The following is a 24,250-nucleotide window of genomic DNA, read 5'->3' on the forward strand; positions in this document are numbered from 1 at the left end:
TTGAGGACCTTTCACGCACCCCATCGAGAGGGCCGGGTCCCGGATGGGCTCAGATATCTGCCGCAGTGTCGATGGTCTTGCGCAGCTCTCCCTGAGCATCCCGGCTCAATGGGAAATTCCACATAAGTACGAGCGCGGGCAGCTTCAGGATCACCGGCAAACCGGCATAAAGCATTGAAAGTGCGAATAAACTCGACGGAGTGTTGCCATCCGCGCCGGGGGCCAGATCAGCCCGGAACCCGGCAAATTCGAGCAGCGGGAACGCAATTCCGGCCGCAAGGGCCAAAGACAGCTTGGTGGCGAGGCTCCACAGGGCGAAATAGAGGCCTGTCCGTTGCTCGCCGGTTTCCGCCGTATCCACATCCACGACATCTGCCTGGATGGCGGCGGGCAGGACGAGGTCAGCCCCAACGGCAAAACCCGACAGAACCACGATGAGGCCGAAGGTCCAGATGTCGCCAGCGCTAAGGAACGGAACCCATAGGAAGGTGACGCAGGCGAGGGTCATGGAACCGACCCAGACCCGGTGTTTGCCGAACCGCCGCGACAGGGCAACCCAGCCGGGGATGGCGATGACGCCGGACAGGAAATAGGCGAAGAGCAGCGGCCCCACCATCTCCGGCGCCACAAGCACGTGGGTGACGAACAGGACAAAGAGCGAGGCAGGCAGGCCGTTGGCCCAGCCGTTGATGAGAAACGCCGAGATTAGGCGCGTGAAAGCCTTGTTGCCGCGCAGCACCTTCAAGCCATCACGCAGGCGGATGCGGGCGTGGCCTCTGTCCCGTTCGCGCGGCACGCGCCACAGGGCGAGAAGGACCGTTGAAGGCACAAGGAGCAGCAGGGCGATTGCGAGGCCGTGCAGCGCGTCACCCAGGCCCGCAGACGTGCTTCCGTCCCAGACACCCAGCAAGACGGGCAGGGCCGTCGCCAGCAGGGTGCCCAGCACCGTGAAGCCTTCCCGGCGGGCCGTTACGTCGGTGCGGCCGTCATAGTCCTCGGCCAGCTCGGCGCCCCAGGCATTGTAGGGCAGCAGCATGAGGGTCCAGCCGATGGAGAGAACCGTGCTCCAGATGAGGAGATAGCCCGCATCCGGACGATCGGGCGGCACGAACACCATCCAGAGTGCAAGGAGCGTGGGCAGCATGCCCACGAGCAGCCATGGCTTGCGGCGGCCAAGGCCGCCGAGCAACGGCACATGCACCCGGTCGCTGACATAGCCGATGAGGGGATCACTGACCGCGTCAAGCACCCGCACCGCCAGCAGCACGGTGCCGATGAGCGCCAGCGAGACGCCAAGCTCACCGTAATAGGTGGGCACGAAGACGTAGACGGGCAGGGTGAGGGCGGCGAGGGGCAGGCCCGGCAGGGCGTACCACCACTGCTGGGCTGTGGTGACTTTCATGGATGCAGGATCAGGCGCGGGCCAGCGTGACCTGCGTCACATCCGTGTTGGCCGAATTGAACCCGGCTTCGCAATAGGCGAGGTAGAAGTGCCAGAGACGGCGGAAGCGGGTGTCGAAGCCCAGAGGTTCGATCTTTGGCCAGGCGGCGGCAAAACGCTCCTGCCACTGACGCAGGGTCCGGCCGTAATCGAGCCCGAACTCCCGGCTGCCCACAAAGCTGAGCCCTGCCTGGGCGATCTGGTCGCGCAGGGCAGTGGGCGACGGCAGCATGCCGCCGGGGAAGATGTAGCGCTGGATGAAATCTGTTGAGCGGCGATAGTCCTCGAAGGCGTGATCCGCAATGGTGATGATCTGCAGCGCGGCCTTGCCGCCTGGTTTCAACACATCGCGGACCTTGCCGAAATAGGTCGGCCAATAGGCTTCGCCAACGGCTTCGAACATTTCAATAGAGGCCACCCGGTCATAGGTTTCCGGGATGTCGCGGTAATCCTGGAAGCGGATTTCGACACGGTCGCTGAGGCCCTGACGCGCCATCCGCTGGCGGGCGAATTTGAGCTGCTCTTCGGAGATGGTGACGCCTGTGACGCGGCAGCCAATCTCGGTCGCGGCGTATTCCGCAAAGCCGCCCCATCCGCAGCCGATCTCCAGGACATGGTGCTCGGGCCGGAGATCCATGGACCTGGCGAGGGCGCGATACTTTTCATGCTGGCCCGAGGCCAGATCATTCATGCCCTCTTTGAAGATGGCGGACGAGTAGGTCATGGTCGGGTCAAGCCACAGGCCATAGAACTCGTTGCCGAGATCATAATGCGCATGGATGTTGCGGCGTGCCCCACGGCGCGTGTTGGGCCGCATCTTGTGATAGAGGCGGTGCACCCAGTCGAACATGCCCATGCGCAGCGCCTTCATCATCATCTGGCGGTTTCGGGCAAAGACTTCGAGGAAGCGGGCAAGGTCCGGCGAATCCACGTCACCGGCGATATAGGCTTCGGCGAAGCCTATGCCGCCGCCAGTGAGAAGCCGGCGCACGGCGCTGTAATTGTTGAGCTGGAGTTCGCCATGACCGCCGGGCCGGCGGCCTTCGAAACGCAGGGCGGTGCCGCCGGGGAGCGTGACGGTGACGCTGCCGCTTTCGATGCCGAGCAGCATGCGCAGCGCCATCCGCACGAGGCGGGGCACGCCGCTGAGGGCATCGAGAACTTCCGGTGTCGCCTGAACCGGGGCACTGCTGTTACGCACAGCACCACTTGAAAGAACTGACTGGGTCATCTTGATCAAGCTGCCTTGGCGTTACTGCTATCTGGATAGCTTGTTGCAGGAGCCTTGGCCGGGTCAATAGCGTTGCCGCGCGGCCCGCCCGAGGGCCCGTCGGCGCTGGCCAAGGCTGGCGGTTTTCCGGGGCTGCGGAAGAAGGGCACGCCCTTCAGCCACAGGCGCAGGGCTTCAAAGTGGATTGCGGCCATCACTTTCACGGTCATCAGCGGATAGATGACAAACGCTGTTGCGAGGCTGCGCGTGGTGAAGGGCCGCGCCTCGCCATCAAAGGTTGCCAGCAGGAAAGGGCCGTTCTCATCGCTTTCACGGATGTGAATGGCAATACGCTCCGCCGGGTCATCCAGAGCAAAGTCGTAGGTGGCTGCCATGCCGACGAAAGGGGAGACGTGGAGGTTCTTGTCGCGCGTCTGGCGGACAATGCGGCCATCTCGTTCAGGTGCCTGTACCGGCGCCACGTAGCTGTGCACGTCCCCGAAGGTGTTGTGCACCTGGTAGACCAAAGTCGTCAGGTGGGCCCGGGCGTCGTAGCAATAGTAAACGGACAGCGGGTTGAACACATATCCGAGGATGCGCGGATAACAGAGGAGCCGGATGTGACGCGGCTCGGAAATTCCTGCCTCCGTCAGCAGACTGACGATGTGGGCGCGGAGCGATGAGCCGTCGCGCAGGCCATGGTCCTTGCGGTGGAAGCTGAAAAGGTTGAACCGGTCGATGGAGAAGAGGCGGCTGCGACGGCCTGCTTCCTGCACCCTGTCGATATCGATGAGCATCGAGAAGACGCGATAAATGAAGCGGTGGGTGCGGGGCCTGGAGCGTGCGTGCATGACCCTGCCGAAATAGAGCCGCGCCGGGGGCGCGCTGATGCCGTTTGCCGGGGCCTCGGTAATGCTCATTCGGCAGCCTCGACGAAAGGTAGCAGACCAGGCTTGGCGCTTGTGAAGCGGGCGGCCTGCTGCAGCATTTCAGCGGCCTTGAGGCCGGACGACAGGCCATCCTCATGGAAGCCATAGCCACACCATGCACCGCAGTACCAGGTATTGTTGGTGCCCTGGATGGTGTCGATCTCCGTCTGCGCCTTGAGGGCGGCCGTATCAAACATCGGGTGATCATAGGTGATGTGCGCGAAGGTCAGCTCCGGACGCGGCGGGCGGGCCGGGTTGAGCGTCACGAAGAGCGGATAGCGCTCGTCGATGTTCTGCAGCTTGTTCATCCAGTATGTCACCGACAGGGCATCGCCCCTGTCCAACCGTCCTGGTGACAGATAGTTCCACGCCGACCACGTACGGCGGCGGCGCGGCATCAGGGAAGGATCCCGGTGCAGGTAGACCTCGTTCGGCGTGTAGCGGATCGCGCCGAGGATTTCACGTTCAGCGTCAGACGGGTCGGCAAGCATCGCCAGAGCTTCATCTGAGTGGGCGCCGATGACGAGGTGATCGAAATGCTCCCGCTGGCCATTGGTGTCGGTCACCGTGATACCGTTGCCTTCACGGGTGACGCCGGCAATGCCTGTACCAAGGCGTATCCGGTCTGCGAAAGGAGCCGTCAGCTTCTTGACGTAGCTTTGCGACCCGCCGGTCACTGTGCGCCATTGGGGGCGGTCATGATCAATCAGGCGGTGATTGCGGAAGAAGTCGAGAAAGCTACGCGCAGGGAAACGCATCATCTCGCTGGCGGGCGTGGACCAGATGGCCGCGCCCATGGGCAGCAGATAGTCGCGCATGAAGCGGCTGGAGAAGTTCCGCTCACGGAGATAGTCGCCGAGCGAGACTGTTTCCGCCATGCCAGCAGCGAGATCCTCACGCGCGATCTTGTTGAAGCGGAAGATCTCACGCAGCATGAACAGGAAGCCCGGGCTGAACAGGTTGCGGCGCTGGGCGAAGACGCTGCGCACGGACTGGCCCGACCACTCAAACCGGCCGTCCATGGTGGAGACGGCAAAGCTCATGTCGCTGGCCTCGGTCTCAACGCCGAGCTCCGCAAACAGCTTTGTCATCTTCGGGTAGTTGAGCTCGTTATAGACGATGAAGCCCGTGTCCACGGGGATCTCAACGCCATCGTAATCAACGGTGACCGTGTTGGAGTGCCCGCCGATGCGGCTGTTCTTTTCATAGACAGTCACCTCGTGCTCGCGGCACAGCGTATAGGCCGCCGCGTTGGCCGAGATGCCGGTTCCTGCAATGGCGATTTTCATCGGCTGCTGTCTTTCCTTGGTTATCCAGGCAGGGCCTGTCGGCCTAGCTGGCCTTCTTGATGTCGTCATAGCCGCCGAGTGCCCGGTCGCGGGCGGCGGAATGGTCAACGATGGGTTCGGGGTAGTCCTGGCCGAGGGTGACACCTGCCTCCTTCAGAACGTCATCGGGCGCTGTCCATGGGGAGAACAAATATTTGTTGGGAAGGTTCGCCAGCTCCGGCACATACCGGCGGACATAGTCTCCGTCGGGATCGAACTTCTCGCCCTGGGTGATGGGATTGAAGATGCGGAAATAAGGCGCGGCATCGGCACCGGACCCTGCCACCCACTGCCAGCTTGCGGAATTGTTGGCGAGGTCGGCATCGACCAGGGTGTCCCAGAACCAGGTCTCTCCATGGCGCCAGTGGATCATAAGGTGCTTCACGAGAAAGGATGCCACGATCATCCGCACACGGTTGTGCATCCAGCCGGTCTGCCAGAGTTCGCGCATGCCCGCGTCGACCATGGGATAGCCCGTCTGGCCCTCCTGCCAGCGCTTCAGGTCATCGTCATTGTCACGCCAGGGGAAGTCATCGAACTTTTCCTGGTAGTTGTCCGTCGGCAGGCTGGGGAAGTGATAGAGCAAGTGATGGGAGAACTCCCGCCAGCCGAGCTCGGCGATGAATTTCTCGATGCTCTTGGCCGTTCCGTCCTGCTTCTCGGCCTGCGCGCGCGCCGCGTGATAGATCTGGCGCGGCCCGATGTCGCCGAAATGCAAATGCGGGGACAGACCGGATGTCGCTCTGACACCGGGGCGATCGCGCTTGTCCTTGTAGTCGGCAGCGGCCTCGTCGAGGAACCATGCCAGCCGGTCCTTCGCGCCCTGCTCACCGGGTGTCCAGATCTCAGCAAAGCCCTTTGCCCAGTCAGGCTTGGTGGGGAGCAATCCCCAGTCATCCAGCTTCTCTGTCCGTGGATGCTGCTTGGGTGTTTTGAGCGACTTTGGCGCCTTTATGGGCTCGTCCGGGGACGGACAATCACGCATGCAGGCACGCCAGAAGGGGGAGAACACGCGGTACGGGCCGCCGGACTTGGTTTCCACCGTCCACGGCTCGAACAGGAGGCTCGCATTGGAGCTTTCTACTTCGATGTCCCGCTCGCGCAGACAGGCCTTGAGGGCCTTATCACGCTTGATGGCATAGGGTTCATAAAGGCGGTTCCAGAAAACCGCGGTGGCGCTGATCTCATCGGCAAAATCGGGCAGCACTTCTGTCGCATTGCCTGCGCGGAGGACTAGCTTGGAGCCCAGGCCCTTGAGGTCCTTGTCGAGGCTGTCGAGGGCGTGGTGGAGGAACCAGCAGCCGGCGCCGCCCATGGCCCACTCTCCGGGCGTCTCGTCATCCAGGATGTAGAGGCAGATGACCTCTTTTTCCGTCCCGGCAGCCGCGCTGAGCGCGGGATTGTCCGCGATGCGGAGATCCTGCCGGAACCAGAAGATGACGCGATCCTTGCTCACTATCAATTCACCGCTTGCGTTAAAGAACCAAACTATAGGCCGGCAGGCCGGGTGCCTGCCTGATTATGGTTCGTCTACGCAGGCAGGGTGGGATTGGATCATTTTTCGCGGGATTCTGGGGCCGACAATTCTCATCGGGCCAAAAACCGCCTAGGCAACGGCGGACGCGACGAAGGCTGCGACATGGGCATCGGCGGGGGCGGTACGGATTTCGGCCGGGGTGCCTGTCTGGGCAATTCGGCCCTCATGAAGCACGGCCATGCGGCCCGCCAGGCGCTCCGCTTCGGAAAAGTCGTGAGTCACGAAGACAATGGTTCGCTGGAGCTCTGCTTCCAGCTCCAGGACCAAGCCCTGGAGGTCGTTTCGGGTGACCGGATCAAGGGCGGAAAAAGGTTCATCCATCAGCAGGATCGGGGCATCGACGGCAAGCGCACGGGCCAGACCGACGCGCTGGCGCATGCCGCCGGAGAGTTCGGCCGGATAGGCGTCCACATAGGCTTCGAGCCCAACCCGGGTGAGCCAATGGCGTGCACGCTCATCCCGCTCGGCCCGGCCCAAACCTTCGATCGCCAGTCCGAAGCCCGCATTTTCTCCGACCGTCTTGTGGGGGAAGAGGCCGAAAGACTGAAACACCATGGCGATGCGGTTGCGCCGGAACCGGACGAGGTCGCGCGGCGACAGGCCTGACACATCCGTGCCATCCACATCCACACGGCCGATCTGGGGACGGATCAGGCCGTTTATGAGGCGGATGAGCGTCGATTTGCCGGAGCCGGAGAGGCCCATCACCACGAAGAGTTCGCCGGTTGGGATGTCGAGCGACACATCGTCCAGGGCCAGGGTCATGTCGAGGGTCTGGCGAATACGGTCACGGCCCGCCTGCTGTCTGGCGGCGGCGAGGCCCTGACGGATGTCATCACCGAACAGGTGGGTTACGTGGGACAGGCGGATCACGGCGCTGTCTCCTGACCGCTGGCAAGCTTGCGCGCACCGAAGGCCTGGGTGATGCGGTCGAGCACGATGGCGAGGATGACGATGGCCGTGCCTCCAATCAGCCCCGTTCCTACATCGGCCCGCTGGAGGCCCTCCAGCACCGTCTGGCCGAGGCCGGGTGCGCCGATCATGGAGGCGACGACGACCATGGCCAGGGCCATCATGGTCGTCTGGTTGATGCCCTGAAGAATGCTGGGGACCGCGAGGGGCAGTTCCACGCTCGTGAGACGCTGGGCGGCGGTGGCGCCAAAGGCGTCGGCTGCCTCCAGCAGCTCAGGCTCGATTTGCCGCAGGCCGAGTTCGGTCAGGCGGGCCAGCGGCGGCAGGGCATAGATGATGGTGGCGAGGATCGCCGGGACCTTGCCGAGCCCCAGGAGCATGGCCACGGGAATGAGATAGACGAAGCTTGGGATGGTCTGCATCAGGTCGAGCAGGGGGGAGATGGCGGACCGGACGCGTTGGCTCTTGGCCATGGCGATGCCGAGCGGCACACCGGCAATTGCGCAGAAGATGACCGAGACGAGCACGATGGCGAAGCTCTGCATGGCTTCGTCCCATACCCCCAGCGTGCCGATGAACCAGAGGCCCGCAGGAGCCAGCAGGGTGGGCCACAGGCGGCGCGAGGCACCGAAGGCTGCGAGTGCCGTGGCCGCCAGCACCAGCCAGGGCGGCAGGGCGCGGATCGGGCCTTCCACCTGCAGGAACACCCAGAGGAGGGCATCCGAGACAGCATCGAAGGCATCACCGTGCTCTATGATCAGGGTATCCAGCGCCGCATTGGCCCAGTCGCGCAGGGGGGTGCCGAAATCAGGAAACATGGTTGCCCGCCGGTGCTAGTTGAGGCCGAGGGCAGCTGACAGGCGCGCAGCGTTCGGGGCAGGCATCCAGCCTTGCCAGAGCGGCGCATTGGCCTTGAGAAAGGCGTCGGCTGCCTCTTCGGCAGTGAGCTTGTCCTGCTCCATCGCCAGCAGCGCACCGGCCACGAGACTGGATGTGGTTTCATAGGCCGTCAGCATGCTGATGAGCTCAGGGGCGGCATCTGCGAAATCGGAATTCACGCCGATGGCAACTGAGGCGACAGGATAGGCGACGCCTTTGGGCAGGGGTGCATCAGGACGCCGCAGGGCATCGAAGGCCTCAGGCTCGAAAGGCGGCTCTTCGAGCTTGACGGCATCAATGGCACCCAGAAGCCAGGACGGTGTCCAGTGATAGAAAAGAATGGGCTTCTTGCGGCGTGTGGCGGCAATGACGGCTGCGGTGAGGGCCTCGCCCGTGCCGGGCTTGAAGTTGGTGTAGAGCCCGGCGAGGCCATAGGCCTCAAGCTTGCGGGTGTTGACGATTTCACACGCCCAGCCGGCCAGACAATTGTAGAAGCGCCCCTTGCCGGGTTCTTCCCGGTCGCGAAACACCTCGGTGTAGTTTGCGAGATCCTGAACGCTCTTGAGGTCCGGGGCAGGGGCGTCCGGCCCCTCAACCACGTAGCGCGGCACGTACCAGCCCTGAACGGCGTCCGGGAAGTTCGGGCCGATGTCGCGCACGCGGCCCGTCTCGGCGGCCTTGACCCAGGCTTCTGCCAGGCTGTTGCGCCAGACCTCCATCATGATGTCCACGTCACCGCGCGCGAGGCCATTGGTGAGCGGGATGGTTGCGCCGGCAATCGCCGTGGTGTCGCAGCCATAGGCATCTTGAAGGATGCGGGCGGCGACGGCGTTGTGGAAACGGGCTGAGTCCCAATCAAGACCTGCCAGCACCACCGGGCGGTCGAGAGGGCAGACAGCGTCGCTTGCAGCTGTGTCTGCCCGGACGGGTACCGGGCCGGCAAGCGCGGACAGGAACAGGGTGAGTATCGTGGCAGCGGCGGCAAGGCGGGCGTGAGTCATCATGGGCAAGACCATAGGCCAGCCCTCACAGGAATGCACCCGAGGGTGGGCCGACCGGGCAATACAAAGCCGCGTGACCACTTTTTATGACCTTCGGTCATTTTTTGCTTGGCGGTGCCGGGCGCGGTCCTATCTACTTGCCATCATGGAAAGGCAAGGGGAGATCCGCCATGTCCGAAGCACCCGTTACTGTCCTCGTCACCGGGGCATCCGGTTACATTGCCCAGCACATCATCCTGCAGCTGCTCGCCAAGGGCTACAGGGTGCGGGGCACCATCCGCTCGCTGGACAAGGCGCCAGCGCTGAAGGCCCTGCTGGCTGCGCATGATCCGGCTGCCAATGACATCGAGCTGTTCGCTGCCAATCTGTCGTCCGATGACGGCTGGGATGACGCGGTTGCCGGCTGCGACTTCGTCCAGCATGTGGCGTCGCCCATTCCGCCGGAGCTGCCGAAAAACCCGGACGAACTGATCGTCCCGGCCCGAGACGGCGCGCTGCGCATGCTGCGGGCCTCGAAGAAGGCGGGCGTGCGGCGCGTGGTGCTGACGTCATCCGTTGCGGCCGTGGCCTATGGATACCGGCGCCTGCCGAAACTGCTGACGGAAGCCGACTGGTCGAACCCGGACTATCTGGCTGACAACACGGCCTATACCCGCTCCAAAACGATCGCGGAGAAGGCTGCGTGGGATTACGTCAACGGAGACGGGCAGGGGCTTGAACTCGCCACGGTGAACCCCGGTGCCGTGCTTGGGCCGGTTTTGAGCGGGGATTTCTCTGCATCAGTTGAACTGCTGACGCAGCTTCTGGGCGGCAAGCTTCCGGCGACGCCACGGCTGGGCTTTCCCATTGTCGATGTGCGGGACGTGGCGGCAGCGCATGTGGCGGCGATGGAAAATCCCGACGCAGCCGGGGAACGGTTTATCGCTGCCAATGAATATATGTGGTTCGGCGACATAGCCGATGTGTTGCGCGACGCCTTCCCCGCCTATCGCAAGAAGCTCCCTACACGGAAGATGCCGAGCTTCCTTGTGCGCTTCCTGGCAATGGTGAACCCGCCGCTGAAACAGATCCTGCCGGAACTGGACAAGCAGCGGCTGGTTTCAAACGAGAAGGCGCAGCGGGTGCTTGGGGTCACGTTCCGCCCGGCGCGCGAGAGCATTCTTGATGGGGCGCAGACGCTGATCGACCACAAGGTCGTCTGACGACGCGCATGTCTCGGGCCGGCCCGCGTGAGACACGCTGCCTGAGTCTTTTCGGTGATTTGTCGAGAAGAAGGAGGGTGGCTCCCCGGGCCGGACTCGAACCAGCGACCCAGCGGTTAACAGCCGCTTGCTCTACCAACTGAGCTACCGGGGAACACTCGCAAGCGCTTTGGCCGTGGCCGCCGCGTCCCTGCGAGAGGCAGGCGTATAGCAAAGCACTGACCGCCTTGCAAAGCCCGATTTGCCAAGAATGTGAGAAAACCTGTCTCGATTGGGTTAACAGCAGCCGGAGGAAGGGCCACATTCCCGCCCATCATGCCCGCTAGCCCTCGCATTGGGGCGGGCACCCTCACTGAACTCCGGACCGAACACCCGATGGCGCGAATCAAGCTTGGCCGAAAGACCTATCCGCTTCCCGGATCGAAACCCGTGCGGATCACGCTTGGGGTGCTGCTGGTGTTTGGCGGCATGCTGGGGTTTCTCCCGGTACTCGGGTTCTGGATGATTCCGCTCGGCCTGCTGGTGCTGTCGGTCGATTCCTGGCGCATCCGCCGGATCAGGCGGCGCTTCGAGGTCTGGCTTGGCCGCAGGCGGCAGCAGCAGGCGGAAGCGGCTGCGAGGCAGAACGGGGCCGAGGCGGGAGAGCGCTAGCGCACGCTGGTCCGCTGAGCATCCCAGCAACGAAATTCTGAGAAGGAAGAGAGTGGAGGCCACGCCCGGAATCGAACCGGGGTAAACGGATTTGCAGTCCGGTGCGTAACCACTCCGCCACGTGGCCTCTGTTCGGATGGGGCGGGCAGAGCCCGTCAGCGCCATCCAAGGAGGCGGGCTATAGCAGAGCTTGTGTGCGCAAACAATCGGCAAAACGCAGGCAATGCGCGGCTCAAGCAGTGGCGGGCGCCAGGACGCTGCTCCCGGCACCTCTGCCGGGCGGGGTGTGAAGCGCCATTGTCAGCCCGGAATGCCAAGACTATAAGGCGCAGAACATGATTTGGCGCTTTTCGGCGCGTCCCCTGGATCCATCACCCCGCAGGCTGCCCCCATGCTCGATTTCGAAACCGCGCGCTACAACATGCTCGAGAGCCAGATCCGCACCAATGACGTGACGGACAAGGCGGTTCAGGCAGCGATGATGCAGACGCCGCGGGAGAAGTTCGTGCCGGCGGGCAAGCGGTCGGTGGCCTACCAGGACGAGGACATGCTGATCCATACGTCCGACGAGGGTGCCAAGCGCTATTTGATGGAGCCGCGGGTCTTTGCCCGGCTGCTGCAGATGGCCGACATCCGCTCCGACTCGCTGGTGCTCCATGTGGGCGCCGGGCTGGGGTATGGCCCGGCTGTCGTGTCCAAGCTGGCGGAGACCGTGGTGGCGCTTGAATGCGATGCGGCCCTGGCGGCGGCGGCGGGCCAGAATCTCTCCGACGTCTCTGCCGACAATGTGGCGGTGATCGAAGGTGCGCTTGAAGCCGGCTGCCCCGAGCAGGCGCCCTTTGACGTGATCATCATCGAAGGCGCCGTACCGGAAATCCCCGCAGCCCTCAAGGATCAGCTGAAGGATGGCGGCCGTCTGGTCTGTGTCGTGGGACACGGGCTTGCAGGCAAGGCGCATATCGTCGAGCGGTCAGGCAGCGAGGCAAGTGCCCGCGCAGAGTTCAGCGCCGCGGTGGCGCCGGTGCCGGGCTTCGAAAAGCCCCAGGGTTTCGTCTTTTAAGCAACGGATTTGGCTGATCCCTGCGTTGAATCGGCAGGGTGAACACAGAAATGTCGCGGCTTTGGGCGAAAATCTGCCCGGGCGCGTGCATTGGCGTGTAATCAAGCATGCGGTATTTACCCGTCCGCAACCTGACTATTGTCCACTTGGGCCTTGGTAAATATTGAACAGGCCCGGTGCGGGACCCTATATAGGTCCGAGATAATCGTGACAGGCCAATTCGGCTGTTCGGGGGATATTTTGGCTAAAGCTTCTGCGTATTTTCTGAAGACACATCTGCGTGCCCGGGCCAGCACACTGGTTCTGGCCGGTGCGCTTGCCGCCGGGAGTCTCACTGGCATTACCCCCGCATGGGCCGAAAACCTGCAGGACGCCCTGGTGGCGACCTATGGCAGCAATCCGACGCTGCAGGCCGCCCGCGCTGAACTGCGCGCGACGGACGAAAACGTCGCCCAGGCACTGAGCAACTGGCGGCCGAGTGCCAGCGTCACGGGCACCTCGCAGTTTTCCCAGTCTGACAACGAATTGCGGTCGGGGGCGGGCTTTGCCAACCTCACGAGCTCGCGCGACGACCGGGTGAGCAATTCGGGCACGGTGAGCGTGCGCCAGAACCTTTTCCGCGGCGGCCGGACCGTGGCTGAGACACGCCAGGCCAAGGCACAGGTCGCGGCCGGCCGGGCCCAGCTTTCCGGCACCGAGCAGGAAGTGCTGCTGGCCGCCGTCACGGCCTATATGGACGTGCTGCGGGATGCGGCGACCGTCGAGCTCAACCGGAACAACGTGACTGTGCTTCAGCGTCAGCTTGAAGCCTCTCAGGACCGCTTCGACGTGGGCGAGATCACCCGCACCGACGTCGCGCAGTCAGAAGCCCGGCTGAGCCGCTCGCAGTCGGCGCTGATTTCCGCCGAGGCCGCGCTGACCAATTCCCGGGCTGCCTATGAGCGCATTGTCGGCATGGCACCGGGGACGCTGGACGCCTCGCCGGCCCTGCCGCCGCTGCCGGGCACCGAGAACGAGGCCCTTGATATTGCGGTCACCAACAATCCGGCTCTTCAGGCAGCGCGCTTTGCCGAAGAAGCCAGCCGCCACGCGATCAGTCAGGCGAAGGGGGCGCTGCTGCCGACCCTGACCGTGGAAGGCGATTACACCTATGCGGACAATCCCAGTTCAACGGTCCGTAATTCCGAAAGTGCGACGGTGACAGGCAGGCTGACCATTCCGCTCTACCAGTCCGGTGCGGTTTACAGCCAGGTGCGCCAGGCCAAGCAGCTCAACAGCCAGTCCCGCCTGCAGATCCGTGAGGCGCTGCGGCAGGTGGAAGAGGGCGTGGCCAGCGCCTGGGAGGCATACCGGGCCGCCAATGCGCAGATCACTTCGGACCGCGAACAGGTCCGGGCCAACGAGATCGCGCTGGACGGCGTGCAGCAAGAGGCACAGGTCGGCTCGCGCACCACGCTGGACGTGCTGGACGCCGAGCAGGAACTGCTCGATTCCCGGGTGGCGCTCGTGACATCGGAGCGCAACGCCTATGTGGCTGCCTATCAGCTTCTGTCGGCGGTCGGTCGTCTCAATGCGGAGTATCTTGGCCTGCCGGTCGAGCGCTACGAGCCCACGGTCAATTACGACGACGTGAGCGGCAAGTGGTTCGGCTTTGGGATTGAGGACGATCCGGACGAAATCGCGCCGGAATCCGGTACGGATGCGGCCTCGCAGCTCTAGACACTCAATAACGGCGGGAAGCGATGACTTTCCGCCGTTTTTTGATTGATACTAGCCTGCGGTTAACCTTCCGGCCCTAAACTGGATCTGAAAAAATCATCTGAGCGCGTCTGCCTTTTAATGGCCATGCGGCTAGGCTAGGCTCGCGACCGTTTTTGAGACATGGTGCCCCCGCGGCGCCTCGAGACAAAGCGCCTGGCGCGGAATGCGGTGAGTTAGGACATGAGCGAACAGAGCACCCAGCAAGAACCGTCCATGGAGGAAATCCTTGCCTCCATCCGCCGGATCATCTCCGAGGATGGCGAGGAAGAGGGTGCCGCAAAGGCTGAGGCCCCTGCCGAAGAGGCCGTGGCTGCCGACGACGCCGGCATGGCTGAGGAGGCGATGGCCGAAGAGGCTGCTTCCGACGACGATGATGACGTGCTCGAACTGACCGACATTGCCGAGGAAGAACCCGAGGCAAAGGCCGCGCCCGCCATGGAAATGGACGCGGCGCCGGCGGAACCGGCAGCTCCTGCAGCGGAATCCGAGCCGATGGATGAGGCTGACCCGTTCGACACGGGCGAGGACAGCGACATCATGGCAATTGATCGCGTCCAGGAAAGCGAACCGGAGCCTGAGCCGGAACCCGAGCCTGAGCCCGAGCCGGAAGTGATGGCCGAGCCTGAACCCGAACCGGAGCCTGCTTTCGAGCCGGAACCGGAGCCGGTGATGGCGGCGCCTGAGCCTGAGCCCATCACGCCTGCAGCGCCGATTGCCCCGGACAGCGGCAGCGGCCTTATGTCGACCGAGGCCACAGCTGCGGCGGCGGCAGCTTTTGACCGCCTGACCGACAATATGCGCACCTCGCGCGATGGCGAATCCCGCACGCTTGAAGATCTCGTGCAGGACCTGCTGCGCCCGATGATGAAGGCCTGGCTTGATGAAAATCTGCCGACCATCGTCGAAGCGGCAGTAGCCGAAGAACTGGAGCGCGTATCCCGCCATCGCCGGCGGTAAAGGCGTCATCCAGCCCTGATATTGCCATCGGGGCGCTTTACGTTAAAACCAGCCGGTTCCCACTTCCGATGCCATGGCGCATCGGGGCAGGGACCGGCTTTTCTGTTTCCGGCCCTGCACTCACACCATCCGCTGCCAACGGCCCCAAAGCACTGCTGACACATCATGCTAGACAAGACTTTCCAGCCCCAATCAGTTGAACCGCGCATCTATGCCGAATGGGAAGAGACCGGCGCGTTCAAGGCCGGAGACCCCGAGCGGGTGGCAGCAGGCGCCAAGCCCTATTCGATCGTGATTCCGCCACCGAACGTGACGGGCTCGCTGCATATGGGCCACGCGCTCAACAACACGCTGCAGGACATCCTGATCCGCTTCGAGCGCATGCGCGGCAAGGACGTGCTGTGGCAGCCGGGCACCGACCATGCGGGCATTGCCACGCAGATGGTGGTCGAGCGGCAGCTGGCCGAGGAAGGCAATCAGGGCCGCCGCGACATGGGCCGCGAGGCCTTCATCGAGCGCGTGTGGGACTGGAAGGGCGAGAGCGGCGGGACGATCATCAACCAGCTGCGGCGGCTTGGGGCGTCGTGCGACTGGTCGCGCGAGCGCTTCACCATGGATGAGGGCCTGTCCAAGGCCGTGCTCAAGGTCTTCGTGCAGCTCTACAATGAGGGGCTGATCTACAAGGACAAGCGGCTGGTCAACTGGGACCCGAAGCTGGAGACCGCGATCTCTGACCTTGAAGTGGTGCCGACGGACGTCAACGGCCACTTCTGGCACTTCCGCTACCCGCTGGCCGACGGGGTGACGTATGAGTTCCCCGTCGAGCATGACGAGGACGGCAAGCCGACGGCGTATGAGACCCGCGACTACATCATCGTCGCGACGACGCGGCCCGAGACGATGCTGGGTGATACGGCGGTTGCCGTGAACGGCGATGACGAGCGGTATCAAGGCCTGATTGGCAAGCACATCATCCTGCCGCTGGTGGGGCGGCGCATTCCGATCGTTGCGGATGAGCATGCGGACCCGACGCAGGGCTCGGGCGCTGTGAAGATCACGCCGGCGCATGACTTCAATGACTTTGAAGTCGGCAAGCGGCATGACCTGCCGATGATCAACGTGATGGATACGCGCGGCAAGATACGCAATCAGTTTGAAGTCTCACCTCAGGTTTCTCAGCAGGCACGGCAAACCGCTCCGCGGGACGGTGTTGTCTCTTTTTGGAGTGACTCCGACGACGATCGTGCTGTGACTGAAATACCTGAAGAGTTGCAGGGACTTGATCGCTTCGACGCGCGAAAGAAAATAGTCTCCATGATGGAGGAACTTGGTCTCTTAGAAGAGATCGAGGACCGCAAGATCGCCGTGCCGTATGGCGACCGGTCGAATGATGTGATCGAGCCGTTTTTGACCGACCAGTGGTATGTGGATGCCAAGACACTTGCCAAGCCGGCGCTTGAGGCGGTTGAGCGCGGTGAAACCGTCTTCGTCCCGCGCAACTGGGAAAAGACCTATTATGAGTGGATGCGGAACATTCAGCCGTGGTGCATTTCGCGCCAGCTGTGGTGGGGGCATCGCATCCCGGCGTGGTACGGGCCGGACGGCGAAGTGTTCGTTGCCCATGACGAAGCTGAAGCGAAGGCGCTTGCGCACACGCACTATGGCAAGGACGAAGACCTGACCCAGGACGAGGATGTCCTCGACACCTGGTTCTCTTCGGGCCTGTGGCCGTTCTCGACGCTGGGCTGGCCGGACGAGACGCCGGAGGTGCAGCGCTATTACAAGACCGATGTGCTGGTCACCGGCTTTGACATCATCTTCTTCTGGGTGGCCCGGATGATGATGTTCGGCCTGCACTTCATGAAGGAAGTGCCGTTCCGCGATGTCTATATCCACGCGCTCGTCCGGGACGAGAAGGGCGCGAAGATGTCGAAGTCAAAAGGCAATGTGATTGACCCGCTCGAGCTGATCGACAGCTATGGCGCGGATGCGCTGCGCTTCACGCTGACGGCGATGGCAGCGCAAGGCCGGGACATCAAGCTCGCAACCTCACGCGTTGAAGGCTATCGCAATTTCGGCACCAAGCTGTGGAACGCTGCGCGCTTCTGCCAGATGAATGAATGCGCGCGGGTGGACGGGTTTGATATTTCGTCTGTGAGCGGCACGCCCAACTTATGGATTGCCGGGGAGACGCGGCGGACCGCCGCCAAGGTGACCGAGGCGCTGGAAGGCTATCGCTTCAATGAAGCTGCCGCGGCGGTCTATCACTTTGTGTGGGATGTCTTCTGCGACTGGTATCTGGAACTCATCAAGCCGGTGCTGAATGGCAGCGACGAGGAGGCGAAGGCCGAGACCCGCGCGACCGCTGCCTGGGCGCTTGACCAGATCCTGCTGCTGCTGCATCCGATGATGCCGTTCCTGACCGAAGAGCTGTGGCAGAGCGGCGTGGAAGGCCCGGCACGGGACACCATGCTGGTGACGGCGCCGTGGCCTGACTATCCGGTTGACCTCGGGGACACCGAGGCGGACGCGGAAATCGACTGGCTGATCCGGCTTGTGTCCGAGGTCCGCTCCGTCCGTGCACAGATGAATGTGCCGGCGGGTGCCAAGATTCCGCTGGTGCTGCGGGGCGCCTCCGACATCACCATCGACCGGATGTCACGCAACAAGGAGATGATCGAGCGGCTTGCACGGTTGGAGAGCATCTCAGCGGGGGATGATGCGCCGGCGGGGTCGATCCAGACGGTTGTGGATGAGGCGACGTTGTTCCTGCCGCTGGCGGACGTGATTGACCTGGATGCCGAGAGCGCACGTCTGGCCAAGGAGATCAAGAAAATCGACGGGGAGATCAAGAAGATCGATGGCAAGCTCGGCAATGAGAAATTCCTGTCGAAGGCACCGGAAGACGTGATCGCCGAACAGCGTGAGCGCAAGGCGGACGCAGAACAGACCCGCGCCAAGCTGGCTGATGCGCTTGGGCGTCTCGAGGGAGCTGCGTAGTCAGATGATCCGCACTTTTGCATCCGCGCTGGTTGCCGCGCTGCTTTTCGTGCTTCCCGCATGGGCTGCCGAGGAAGATGTGCTGGAGACCATCTTCCAGGCTGAGACCATCGAGCGGAGCCTGTTTTCGCCGTCGCTTCTCAACCGCGCCAATGTGGAAGAGGTGGTGGCCATTGTCCGTGGGCTGAAGGGCACGCTGGGCGGGTTCCGCGGCGTGCAGAAGGAAGGGCCGAACACCTACACGGTGTTTCTCGAGCGCGGCCGCGTGCCGGCTGAGATCAAGCTGGACGACAATGGTCTTGTTACCTTCCTGTTCTTCCGCCAGCCGACGGCAGCGGGCCTGACGCCGCAGGAAGCGCTGGGCGGCTTTGTGCGGCTGGAACGCAGCGGGGGCGGGCAGGTTGCCGTGCTGGTGACGCGGGATGGCCAGGACCAGGTGGCGCTGGCGCCGGATGCGGCACTGGATGCGGGGTCCGCGTTCAAGATGGCCGTGCTGCGCGCCCTGAGCGACAGCGTCGACAAGGGTACGCGCAACTGGGCCGACGTTGTGGCTCTCAAGCCGTCCTGGCGGTCGCTGCCCAGCGGGATCCTGCAGGAATGGCCGGAAGACACGCCGGTGACGCTCGGTACTCTGGCCACACTGATGATCTCGATTTCCGACAATACGGCGACAGACGCGCTGATCGACATTCTGGGCCGTGAGGCCGTGGAAGCCTACCTGCCAAGCGCCCCGGTGCTGACCACGGCGGAGTTCTTCAAGCTCAAGGCGGATGTGAACAATATGCGGGCGCGCTACCGTGCATCGGAACCTGCCGATCGGCGGGCGGTGCTGGCCGAACTCGCGGACGCCCCGCTGCCGCCGATTGATGCGCTGGATGACAGCCCGTCGCCGGAAATCGGCTGGCATGTATCCGCGCGCGACCTCTGCGGGCTGATCGACAAAGTGGCGGCCCAGCCTGCCATGCAGGTCAATCCCGGTGTCGCCAACCCGGATGACTGGGAACAGGTGGCCTATAAGGGCGGGTCCAATTTCGGGGCTTTCAACATGACGACCCACCTGGTGGACGAGACCGGGTCCGCATGGTGCGTGACGGCGACCTGGAACACGGAGCACGCGGCTCTCGACCAGGCAGCCTTTACCACGGCCTATCTCGCCATGATCGGCAGCCTGGCCCAGGCAGACCTTCCCTGATCCATTCCGTACGCCATCGGGGAGCGCAGGGCATTTGGCCGCAAGGCCGTGACCGGCTCCCGCGGTGGATAAGCCTTCCCCAAACGCCTACACTCCGCGCCAAACGACATAACCCCTGGAGAGTTTTTCCAATGAGCGCCAACACCTTTGACAAGTCGAAGCTTCCCAGCCGTCACGTGACGGTCGGCCCCCAGCGCGCGCCGCATCGCTCCTACTATTATGCGATGGGCCTCTCCCAGGAAGAGATTGACCAGCCGTTTGTGGGCGTAGCCACCTGCTGGAACGAGGCTGCACCGTGCAACATCGCGCTGCAACGCCAGGCACAGTCGGTGAAGCGGGGCGTGAAAGACGCCGCCGGGACACCGCGCGAGTTCTGCACCATCACGGTGACGGACGGCATCGCCATGGGTCACCAGGGCATGAAGTCGTCGCTGGTGAGCCGTGACGTGATCGCGGACTCGGTCGAACTCACCATGCGCGGCCATTGCTATGACGCGCTGGTGGGCCTTGCAGGCTGCGACAAGAGCCTGCCCGGCATGATGATGTCGATGCTGCGCCTCAATGTGCCGAGTGTCTTCATGTATGGCGGCTCGATCATGCCGGGTCAGTTCAAGGGCAAGGATGTAACGGTGCTGGACGTGTTTGAAGGCGTTGGCCAGCACTCCGCCGGCAACATGTCGGATGATGACCTGCATGAGCTTGAGTGCGTGGCGTGCCCGAGCGCGGGCGCCTGTGGCGGACAGTTCACGGCCAACACCATGGCCTGCGTGTCCGAAGCCATCGGCCTTGCCCTGCCGAACTCCGCCGGTGCGCCTGCGCCCTATGAGAGCCGTGACGCCTATGCGGAGGCCTCAGGCCGCGCGGTGATGGAGCTGATCAAGACGGGTCTGCGCCCGCGCGACATCTGCACGCGCAAGGCGTTCGAGAATGCGGCAACCGTGGTTGCGGCTTCCGGCGGCTCGACTAACGCGGGGCTGCACCTGCCGGCCATGGCTGCTGAGGCGGGCATCGACTTCGACCTGATGGAAGTGGCCGAGATCTTCAAGAAGACGCCCTATGTGGCGGACCTCAAGCCGGGCGGCAATTACGTGGCCAAGGACATGTATGAAGCCGGCGGCGTGCCGATGCTGCTGAAGACGCTTCTCGAAGGCGGCTTCCTGCACGGCGACTGCATCACCGCGACCGGGAAGACCCTTGCCGAGAACCTCGAGGAAATCGAGTGGAACCCGGAGCAGAAGGTGATCTACCCGGTGTCCAACCCGATCACGCCGACGGGCGGCGTTGTGGGCCTTCAGGGCTCGCTGGCACCGGACGGGGCCATCGTGAAGGTGGCGGGCCTTGAGAAGCTCCAGTTCTCCGGCCCGGCCCGCTGCTTTGACTGCGAGGAAGACGCCTTCGAGGCGGTGGAGAACCGTCAGTACGAAGAAGGTGAAGTACTGGTGATCCGCTACGAGGGCCCGAAGGGCGGCCCGGGCATGCGCGAGATGCTGTCCACCACCTCGGCGCTGTATGGCCAGGGGATGGGCGACAAGGTGGCGCTGATCACCGACGGGCGCTTCTCCGGCGCGACGCGCGGCTTCTGCATCGGCCATGTGGGCCCGGAAGCAGCTGAAGGCGGGCCGATCGGCCTGATCGAGGATGGCGACATCATCACCATCGATGCCGAGAAGGGCACGCTGGAACTTGATGTCTCCGCAGATGTTCTGGAACAGCGGCGTGCCAAATGGCAGCCGCGCAAGACAGATTATAATTCCGGCACATTGTGGAAATACACTCAGCTCGTCGGTCCGGCCCGCTATGGCGCGCTGACCCATCCGGGCGCAAAGGAAGAAACGCATGTTTATGCGGACATCTAAGACCGTTTTGACGCTTCTGGCGGGACTGGCCCTTGCGGGCCTCCCGGCAGCAGCGTTTGCCGCACCGCTGCAGGACGGTATTGAGCTCTACAGCTCCGGCGACGTTGCAGGCGCAACCGCTGCCTGGGTGAAGGGCGCGGAAGAGGGCGATGCGACGGCTGCCTATCTCGCCGCCAAGATGTATGAGGGCGGCAAGGGCGTGGCCCGCAATCCGGGCAACATCGTCTACTACATGCAGAAGGCGGCCGAGGGTAACCACATCCAGGCGCAGGTGGAGCTTGCGGATTTCTACCGCGCGGGCTTTCCCGATGCGGACCTTGAGAAGGACGCCAACCTGGCGCTGGCCTGGTATGAGAAGGCCGCGCTGAAGCAACATGCTGAAGCCCAGATGAAGATCGGCGAAATGCACTATCACGGTGTCGGCGCGGAGCGGAACCGGTTTGAAGGCATCCGCTGGTATGAGCTCGCCGCTGAGAAGTATTACACGCCGGCGCTCATTCACCTGGCCGGGCTTTACTGGGATGGTGATCCGCTGCCGCAGGACAAGGCGAAGGCCTATGGCTTCCTGCTACTGGCGCGGCAGGCGGCGACGGACGAGACGCGTCCCGGCGTCGACAAGCTTCTGGAGCTGCGCGAGCAGCAGATCTCACCGGCACAGCGGGACGCCGGTGTGCGGATCGCCGAGGCTTTCCGGTTCGAACACCCGAAGAAGTAGCGCGCAAAAAACGCGCCTGATCCGGCGCAAGGCGTGGTAGAGAGGGACCAGATCAAATCCCTCCGTGAGCAGCCCCATGGCCTCCACCAAGCGGCCCAGCACTGCATTGCCCAAATCCGTGTCCCGCAAGCCCCTTATCGGCTGGCGGGAATGGGTCGGGCTGCCGCAGCTTGGCGTTGATCAGATCAAGGCCAAGATTGACACCGGCGCGCGCACCAGTGCGATCCATGCTTTCAAGATAAGGGCGCTAACCGATGGCGGGGTGCCGTATGTGTCGTTCAGGCTCCACCCCGTGCAGCGGCGGAAGACGCCCGAAATCGAATGCGTGGCACCGGTGCATGACCGCCGCCGGGTGCGCAGCTCGAACGGCGAGCAGCAGATGCGCTATGTCATCCGCACACCGATTATTCTGGGCGCCCACGAAGTGCTGGCAGAAGTCACGCTGGCAGACAGGGATCAGCTTGGTTTCCGCATGCTGCTGGGGCGCGAATTGCTTCGCACACACTTCCTGATTGATCCGGGACGGTCCTTCCTTGCCGGATCACCCCAAACCGACAGCACGGCCGAACAGATGGCCGCCTTACCCTCCGAGTGAAAGTCTCAATCGCATGAAGATCGCTCTTCTGTGCCGGAACGCCGACCTCTATTCCCATCAGCGCCTGGTGGGGGCCGCCCAGGAACGGGGGCACGAGATCGACGTCATCAATCATCTGCGCTGCTATATCGACATCGCGTCGAGCGACCCAGAAATCCACTATGACGGGATATCTCTGAAGGGCTATGACGCGGTCATTCCGCGTATCGGCGCGTCGGTGACGTTTTTCGGGACCGCCGTGCTGCGCCAGTTCGAGATGATGGGCGTCTATCCGCTGAACGAGAGCGTGGCCATTACCCGCGCACGGGACAAGCTGCGCAGCCTTCAGCTGCTGCAGCGCGACGGGGTGGGGTTGCCCAACACCGTCTTTGCGCACCGGACGTCGGAAGCAACCGAGATCCTGAAACTCGCCGGCGGCGCACCGGTGGTGATCAAGCTGCTGGAGGGTACGCAGGGGATCGGGGTGGTGCTGGGCGAAACCACCAAGGCGGCGGAAAGCATCATCCAGGCATTCGGTGGCGTGCGGACCAATATCCTGGTTCAGCAATTCGTCAAGGAAGCCAATGGCGAGGATCTGCGGTGCTTCGTGGTCGGCAACAAGGTGGTGGCCGCCATGCTGCGCAAGGGCAAGGAGGGCGACTTCCGCTCCAACCTCCATCGGGGCGGCACCGCCAGCGTGGTGAAGATCTCACCGAAGGAGCGGGCCACAGCGATCAAGGCGGCGAAGGCCATGGGCCTCAATGTGTGCGGCGTGGACATGCTGCGGTCCAATGAGGGGCCGGTGGTGATGGAGGTCAACTCCTCGCCGGGTCTTCAGGGAATTGAAACAGCTACCGGCGTAGACGTTGCCGGTCAGATCATTCAGTTTATCGAAAAAAATGCCCAGCCAGGCAAAACGCACACCAAGACACCAAAGAAGCGGAGCGTCCCGAAGCGTGACTAGGAAGCAACCGGCGCGCGCCCCGCTGGATATCGGCGGCAAACTCATCGCGCCGGGAACGCGGCAGGTGGTGGATCTGCCGCTCAGCATGATGTCAGATCACACACCGGCCAGCCTGTCGCTGCAGGTGATCCATGGCCGCCGAGAGGGCCCGACAGTCTTCGTGTCGGCAGCGATCCATGGCGACGAGATTATCGGCGTGGAGATCGTCCGGCGGCTGATCCGCGCACCAGCGCTGCGGCGGATGGCCGGTACACTGTTGCTGATCCCGATCGTCAATACGTTTGGCTTCATCAATCACAGCCGCTACCTGCCGGACCGGCGCGACCTCAACCGGTCGTTTCCCGGCAGTGCTGGCGGATCGCTGGCCGCCCGGCTTGCGCATCTGTTCACCAATGAAGTTCTGGCCCGCAGCGACGTGGGGATCGATTTGCATTCAGCGGCAGTCAACCGGATCAACCTGCCGCAAATCCGGGTGGATACGAGCAACAAGCGCGCGCTGGCGCTGGCTCGCGCTTTTGCGCCGCCGGTGATCGTCAATTCCAATCTGCGCGACGGCTCACTGCGCGAGGCTGCGTCAGAGCGTAATATCCCGGTCATGGTGTTCGAGGCAGGCGAGGGCCTGCGCTTTGACGAGACGGCGATCCGGATCGGCGTCAAGGGCGTGCTCAATGTGCTGCGGGAATTGGGCATGATCACCGCCCGCAAGAGCAGTGCCGCGGCACACAAGCCCGCGCCGCAGGCTGCTGTCGCCACGCGGACATTCTGGGTGCGTGCCGCCGAGGGCGGTGTCGTGCGGACGCATTGCACCATCGGCCAGTTCGTGAAGAAGGGGGCGCTGCTGGGTGTTGTGTCCGACCCGTTCGGGGAGCGGGACACCGACATTCTCTCACCGCATACGGGGCTGATCATCGGGCGCAGCAACCTGCCGATCGTCAACGAGGGCGACGCGCTGGTGCATATCGCCTCCGTGCCCCGCGCCGCGGCAGCCCGCGCGGATCTCGACACGCTCGAGGAATCCTTCGAGGGTGACCCACTGTTTGACGAGGACGAGATCCTCTAGGGCTGCCCTGCCCGGCAGCTG

At 63.4% G+C, this 24,250-nt stretch carries 20 protein-coding genes and 2 tRNA genes; 12 read left to right on the plus strand and 10 right to left on the minus strand.

What is annotated here, in order from left to right:
- Window positions 1–49 precede the first annotated feature (49 nt).
- From HG718_RS06330 to HG718_RS06365, 8 genes are all read right to left on the minus strand, one after another.
- A complete protein-coding gene (locus tag HG718_RS06330; protein WP_160587789.1) occupies window positions 50–1,402 on the minus strand; it encodes an MFS transporter in 1,353 nt (450 codons plus the stop codon).
- A 10-nt stretch (window positions 1,403–1,412) separates the two neighbouring features.
- On the minus strand, window positions 1,413–2,672 hold the full coding sequence (locus HG718_RS06335; RefSeq protein ID WP_027837825.1) for an SAM-dependent methyltransferase: 1,260 nt from the start codon (window positions 2,670–2,672) through the stop codon (window positions 1,413–1,415).
- A gap of 5 nt (window positions 2,673–2,677) precedes the next feature.
- Window positions 2,678–3,571, minus strand: coding sequence for a DUF1365 domain-containing protein (locus tag HG718_RS06340; RefSeq protein WP_160587790.1), 894 nt, complete (start codon window positions 3,569–3,571; stop codon window positions 2,678–2,680).
- Window positions 3,568–4,869 (minus strand): NAD(P)/FAD-dependent oxidoreductase, encoded by a 1,302-nt coding sequence (locus HG718_RS06345; protein ID WP_160587791.1) that lies wholly within the window; start codon window positions 4,867–4,869, stop codon window positions 3,568–3,570. Before HG718_RS06345 ends, HG718_RS06340 begins: the two co-directional genes overlap by 4 nt.
- A gap of 43 nt (window positions 4,870–4,912) precedes the next feature.
- Window positions 4,913–6,364, minus strand: a complete 1,452-nt coding sequence (locus HG718_RS06350) for a cryptochrome/photolyase family protein (RefSeq protein ID WP_160587792.1) — start codon at window positions 6,362–6,364, stop codon at window positions 4,913–4,915.
- 150 nt (window positions 6,365–6,514) lie between these two features.
- Window positions 6,515–7,318: an ATP-binding cassette domain-containing protein gene (locus HG718_RS06355; protein ID WP_160587793.1), complete on the minus strand. Its 804-nt coding sequence runs from the start codon at window positions 7,316–7,318 to the stop codon at window positions 6,515–6,517.
- Window positions 7,315–8,175 carry an ABC transporter permease gene (locus HG718_RS06360; protein ID WP_160587794.1) on the minus strand — a complete coding sequence of 287 codons (861 nt, stop codon included), beginning with the start codon at window positions 8,173–8,175 and terminating at the stop codon, window positions 7,315–7,317. Before HG718_RS06360 ends, HG718_RS06355 begins: the two co-directional genes overlap by 4 nt.
- Before the next feature lie 15 nt (window positions 8,176–8,190).
- A complete protein-coding gene (locus HG718_RS06365) occupies window positions 8,191–9,240 on the minus strand; it encodes an ABC transporter substrate-binding protein (RefSeq protein ID WP_205345676.1) in 1,050 nt (349 codons plus the stop codon).
- 167 nt (window positions 9,241–9,407) lie between these two features.
- Between HG718_RS06365 and HG718_RS06370 the strand changes: the two genes are divergently transcribed.
- Window positions 9,408–10,439, plus strand: coding sequence for an SDR family oxidoreductase (locus tag HG718_RS06370; RefSeq protein WP_160587795.1), 1,032 nt, complete (start codon window positions 9,408–9,410; stop codon window positions 10,437–10,439).
- 78 nt (window positions 10,440–10,517) lie between these two features.
- Here the strand turns inward: HG718_RS06370 and HG718_RS06375 are convergent.
- Window positions 10,518–10,593, minus strand: a tRNA-Asn gene (locus HG718_RS06375).
- Window positions 10,594–10,814: 221 nt separating this feature from the next.
- On the opposite strand from HG718_RS06375, the gene HG718_RS06380 reads away from it, so the two are divergent.
- The gene (locus tag HG718_RS06380) at window positions 10,815–11,090 is read left to right on the plus strand and encodes a hypothetical protein (protein WP_160587796.1); all 276 of its coding nucleotides are present in this window, start codon (window positions 10,815–10,817) and stop codon (window positions 11,088–11,090) included.
- 53 nt (window positions 11,091–11,143) lie between these two features.
- Here the strand turns inward: HG718_RS06380 and HG718_RS06385 are convergent.
- Window positions 11,144–11,217: transfer RNA gene (locus HG718_RS06385), tRNA-Cys, on the minus strand.
- 264 nt (window positions 11,218–11,481) lie between these two features.
- Between HG718_RS06385 and HG718_RS06390 the strand changes: the two genes are divergently transcribed.
- The 10 genes from HG718_RS06390 (at window position 11,482) to HG718_RS06435 (ending at window position 24,229) form a co-directional block, all read left to right on the plus strand.
- Complete coding sequence (locus HG718_RS06390; RefSeq protein ID WP_160587797.1) at window positions 11,482–12,150, plus strand: protein-L-isoaspartate O-methyltransferase family protein; 669 nt, start codon at window positions 11,482–11,484, stop codon at window positions 12,148–12,150.
- 240 nt (window positions 12,151–12,390) lie between these two features.
- Window positions 12,391–13,869, plus strand: coding sequence for a TolC family outer membrane protein (locus HG718_RS06395; RefSeq protein ID WP_205345677.1), 1,479 nt, complete (start codon window positions 12,391–12,393; stop codon window positions 13,867–13,869).
- A 222-nt stretch (window positions 13,870–14,091) separates the two neighbouring features.
- Window positions 14,092–14,868 (plus strand): DUF2497 domain-containing protein, encoded by a 777-nt coding sequence (locus HG718_RS06400; RefSeq protein ID WP_160587798.1) that lies wholly within the window; start codon window positions 14,092–14,094, stop codon window positions 14,866–14,868.
- A 165-nt stretch (window positions 14,869–15,033) separates the two neighbouring features.
- A complete protein-coding gene (locus tag HG718_RS06405; protein ID WP_160587799.1) occupies window positions 15,034–17,868 on the plus strand; it encodes a valine--tRNA ligase in 2,835 nt (944 codons plus the stop codon).
- A 4-nt stretch (window positions 17,869–17,872) separates the two neighbouring features.
- Window positions 17,873–19,060, plus strand: a complete 1,188-nt coding sequence (locus HG718_RS06410) for a serine hydrolase (protein WP_160587800.1) — start codon at window positions 17,873–17,875, stop codon at window positions 19,058–19,060.
- A gap of 131 nt (window positions 19,061–19,191) precedes the next feature.
- Window positions 19,192–20,916: a dihydroxy-acid dehydratase gene (gene ilvD, locus HG718_RS06415; protein ID WP_160587801.1), complete on the plus strand. Its 1,725-nt coding sequence runs from the start codon at window positions 19,192–19,194 to the stop codon at window positions 20,914–20,916.
- Window positions 20,903–21,631: a tetratricopeptide repeat protein gene (locus HG718_RS06420; protein ID WP_160587802.1), complete on the plus strand. Its 729-nt coding sequence runs from the start codon at window positions 20,903–20,905 to the stop codon at window positions 21,629–21,631. Before ilvD ends, HG718_RS06420 begins: the two co-directional genes overlap by 14 nt.
- Before the next feature lie 76 nt (window positions 21,632–21,707).
- Entirely contained in the window at window positions 21,708–22,226 is a 519-nt protein-coding gene (locus tag HG718_RS06425; RefSeq protein ID WP_160587803.1) for an ATP-dependent zinc protease family protein, read from the plus strand.
- A 13-nt stretch (window positions 22,227–22,239) separates the two neighbouring features.
- Entirely contained in the window at window positions 22,240–23,169 is a 930-nt protein-coding gene (gene rimK / locus HG718_RS06430) for a 30S ribosomal protein S6--L-glutamate ligase (RefSeq protein WP_160587804.1), read from the plus strand.
- The gene (locus tag HG718_RS06435) at window positions 23,162–24,229 is read left to right on the plus strand and encodes a succinylglutamate desuccinylase/aspartoacylase family protein (protein ID WP_205345678.1); all 1,068 of its coding nucleotides are present in this window, start codon (window positions 23,162–23,164) and stop codon (window positions 24,227–24,229) included. Before rimK ends, HG718_RS06435 begins: the two co-directional genes overlap by 8 nt.
- Window positions 24,230–24,250: the final 21 nt, after the last annotated feature.

It is taken from the genome of Pyruvatibacter mobilis (genome assembly GCF_012848855.1).
GTDB lineage: Bacteria > Pseudomonadota > Alphaproteobacteria > CGMCC-115125 > CGMCC-115125 > Pyruvatibacter > Pyruvatibacter mobilis.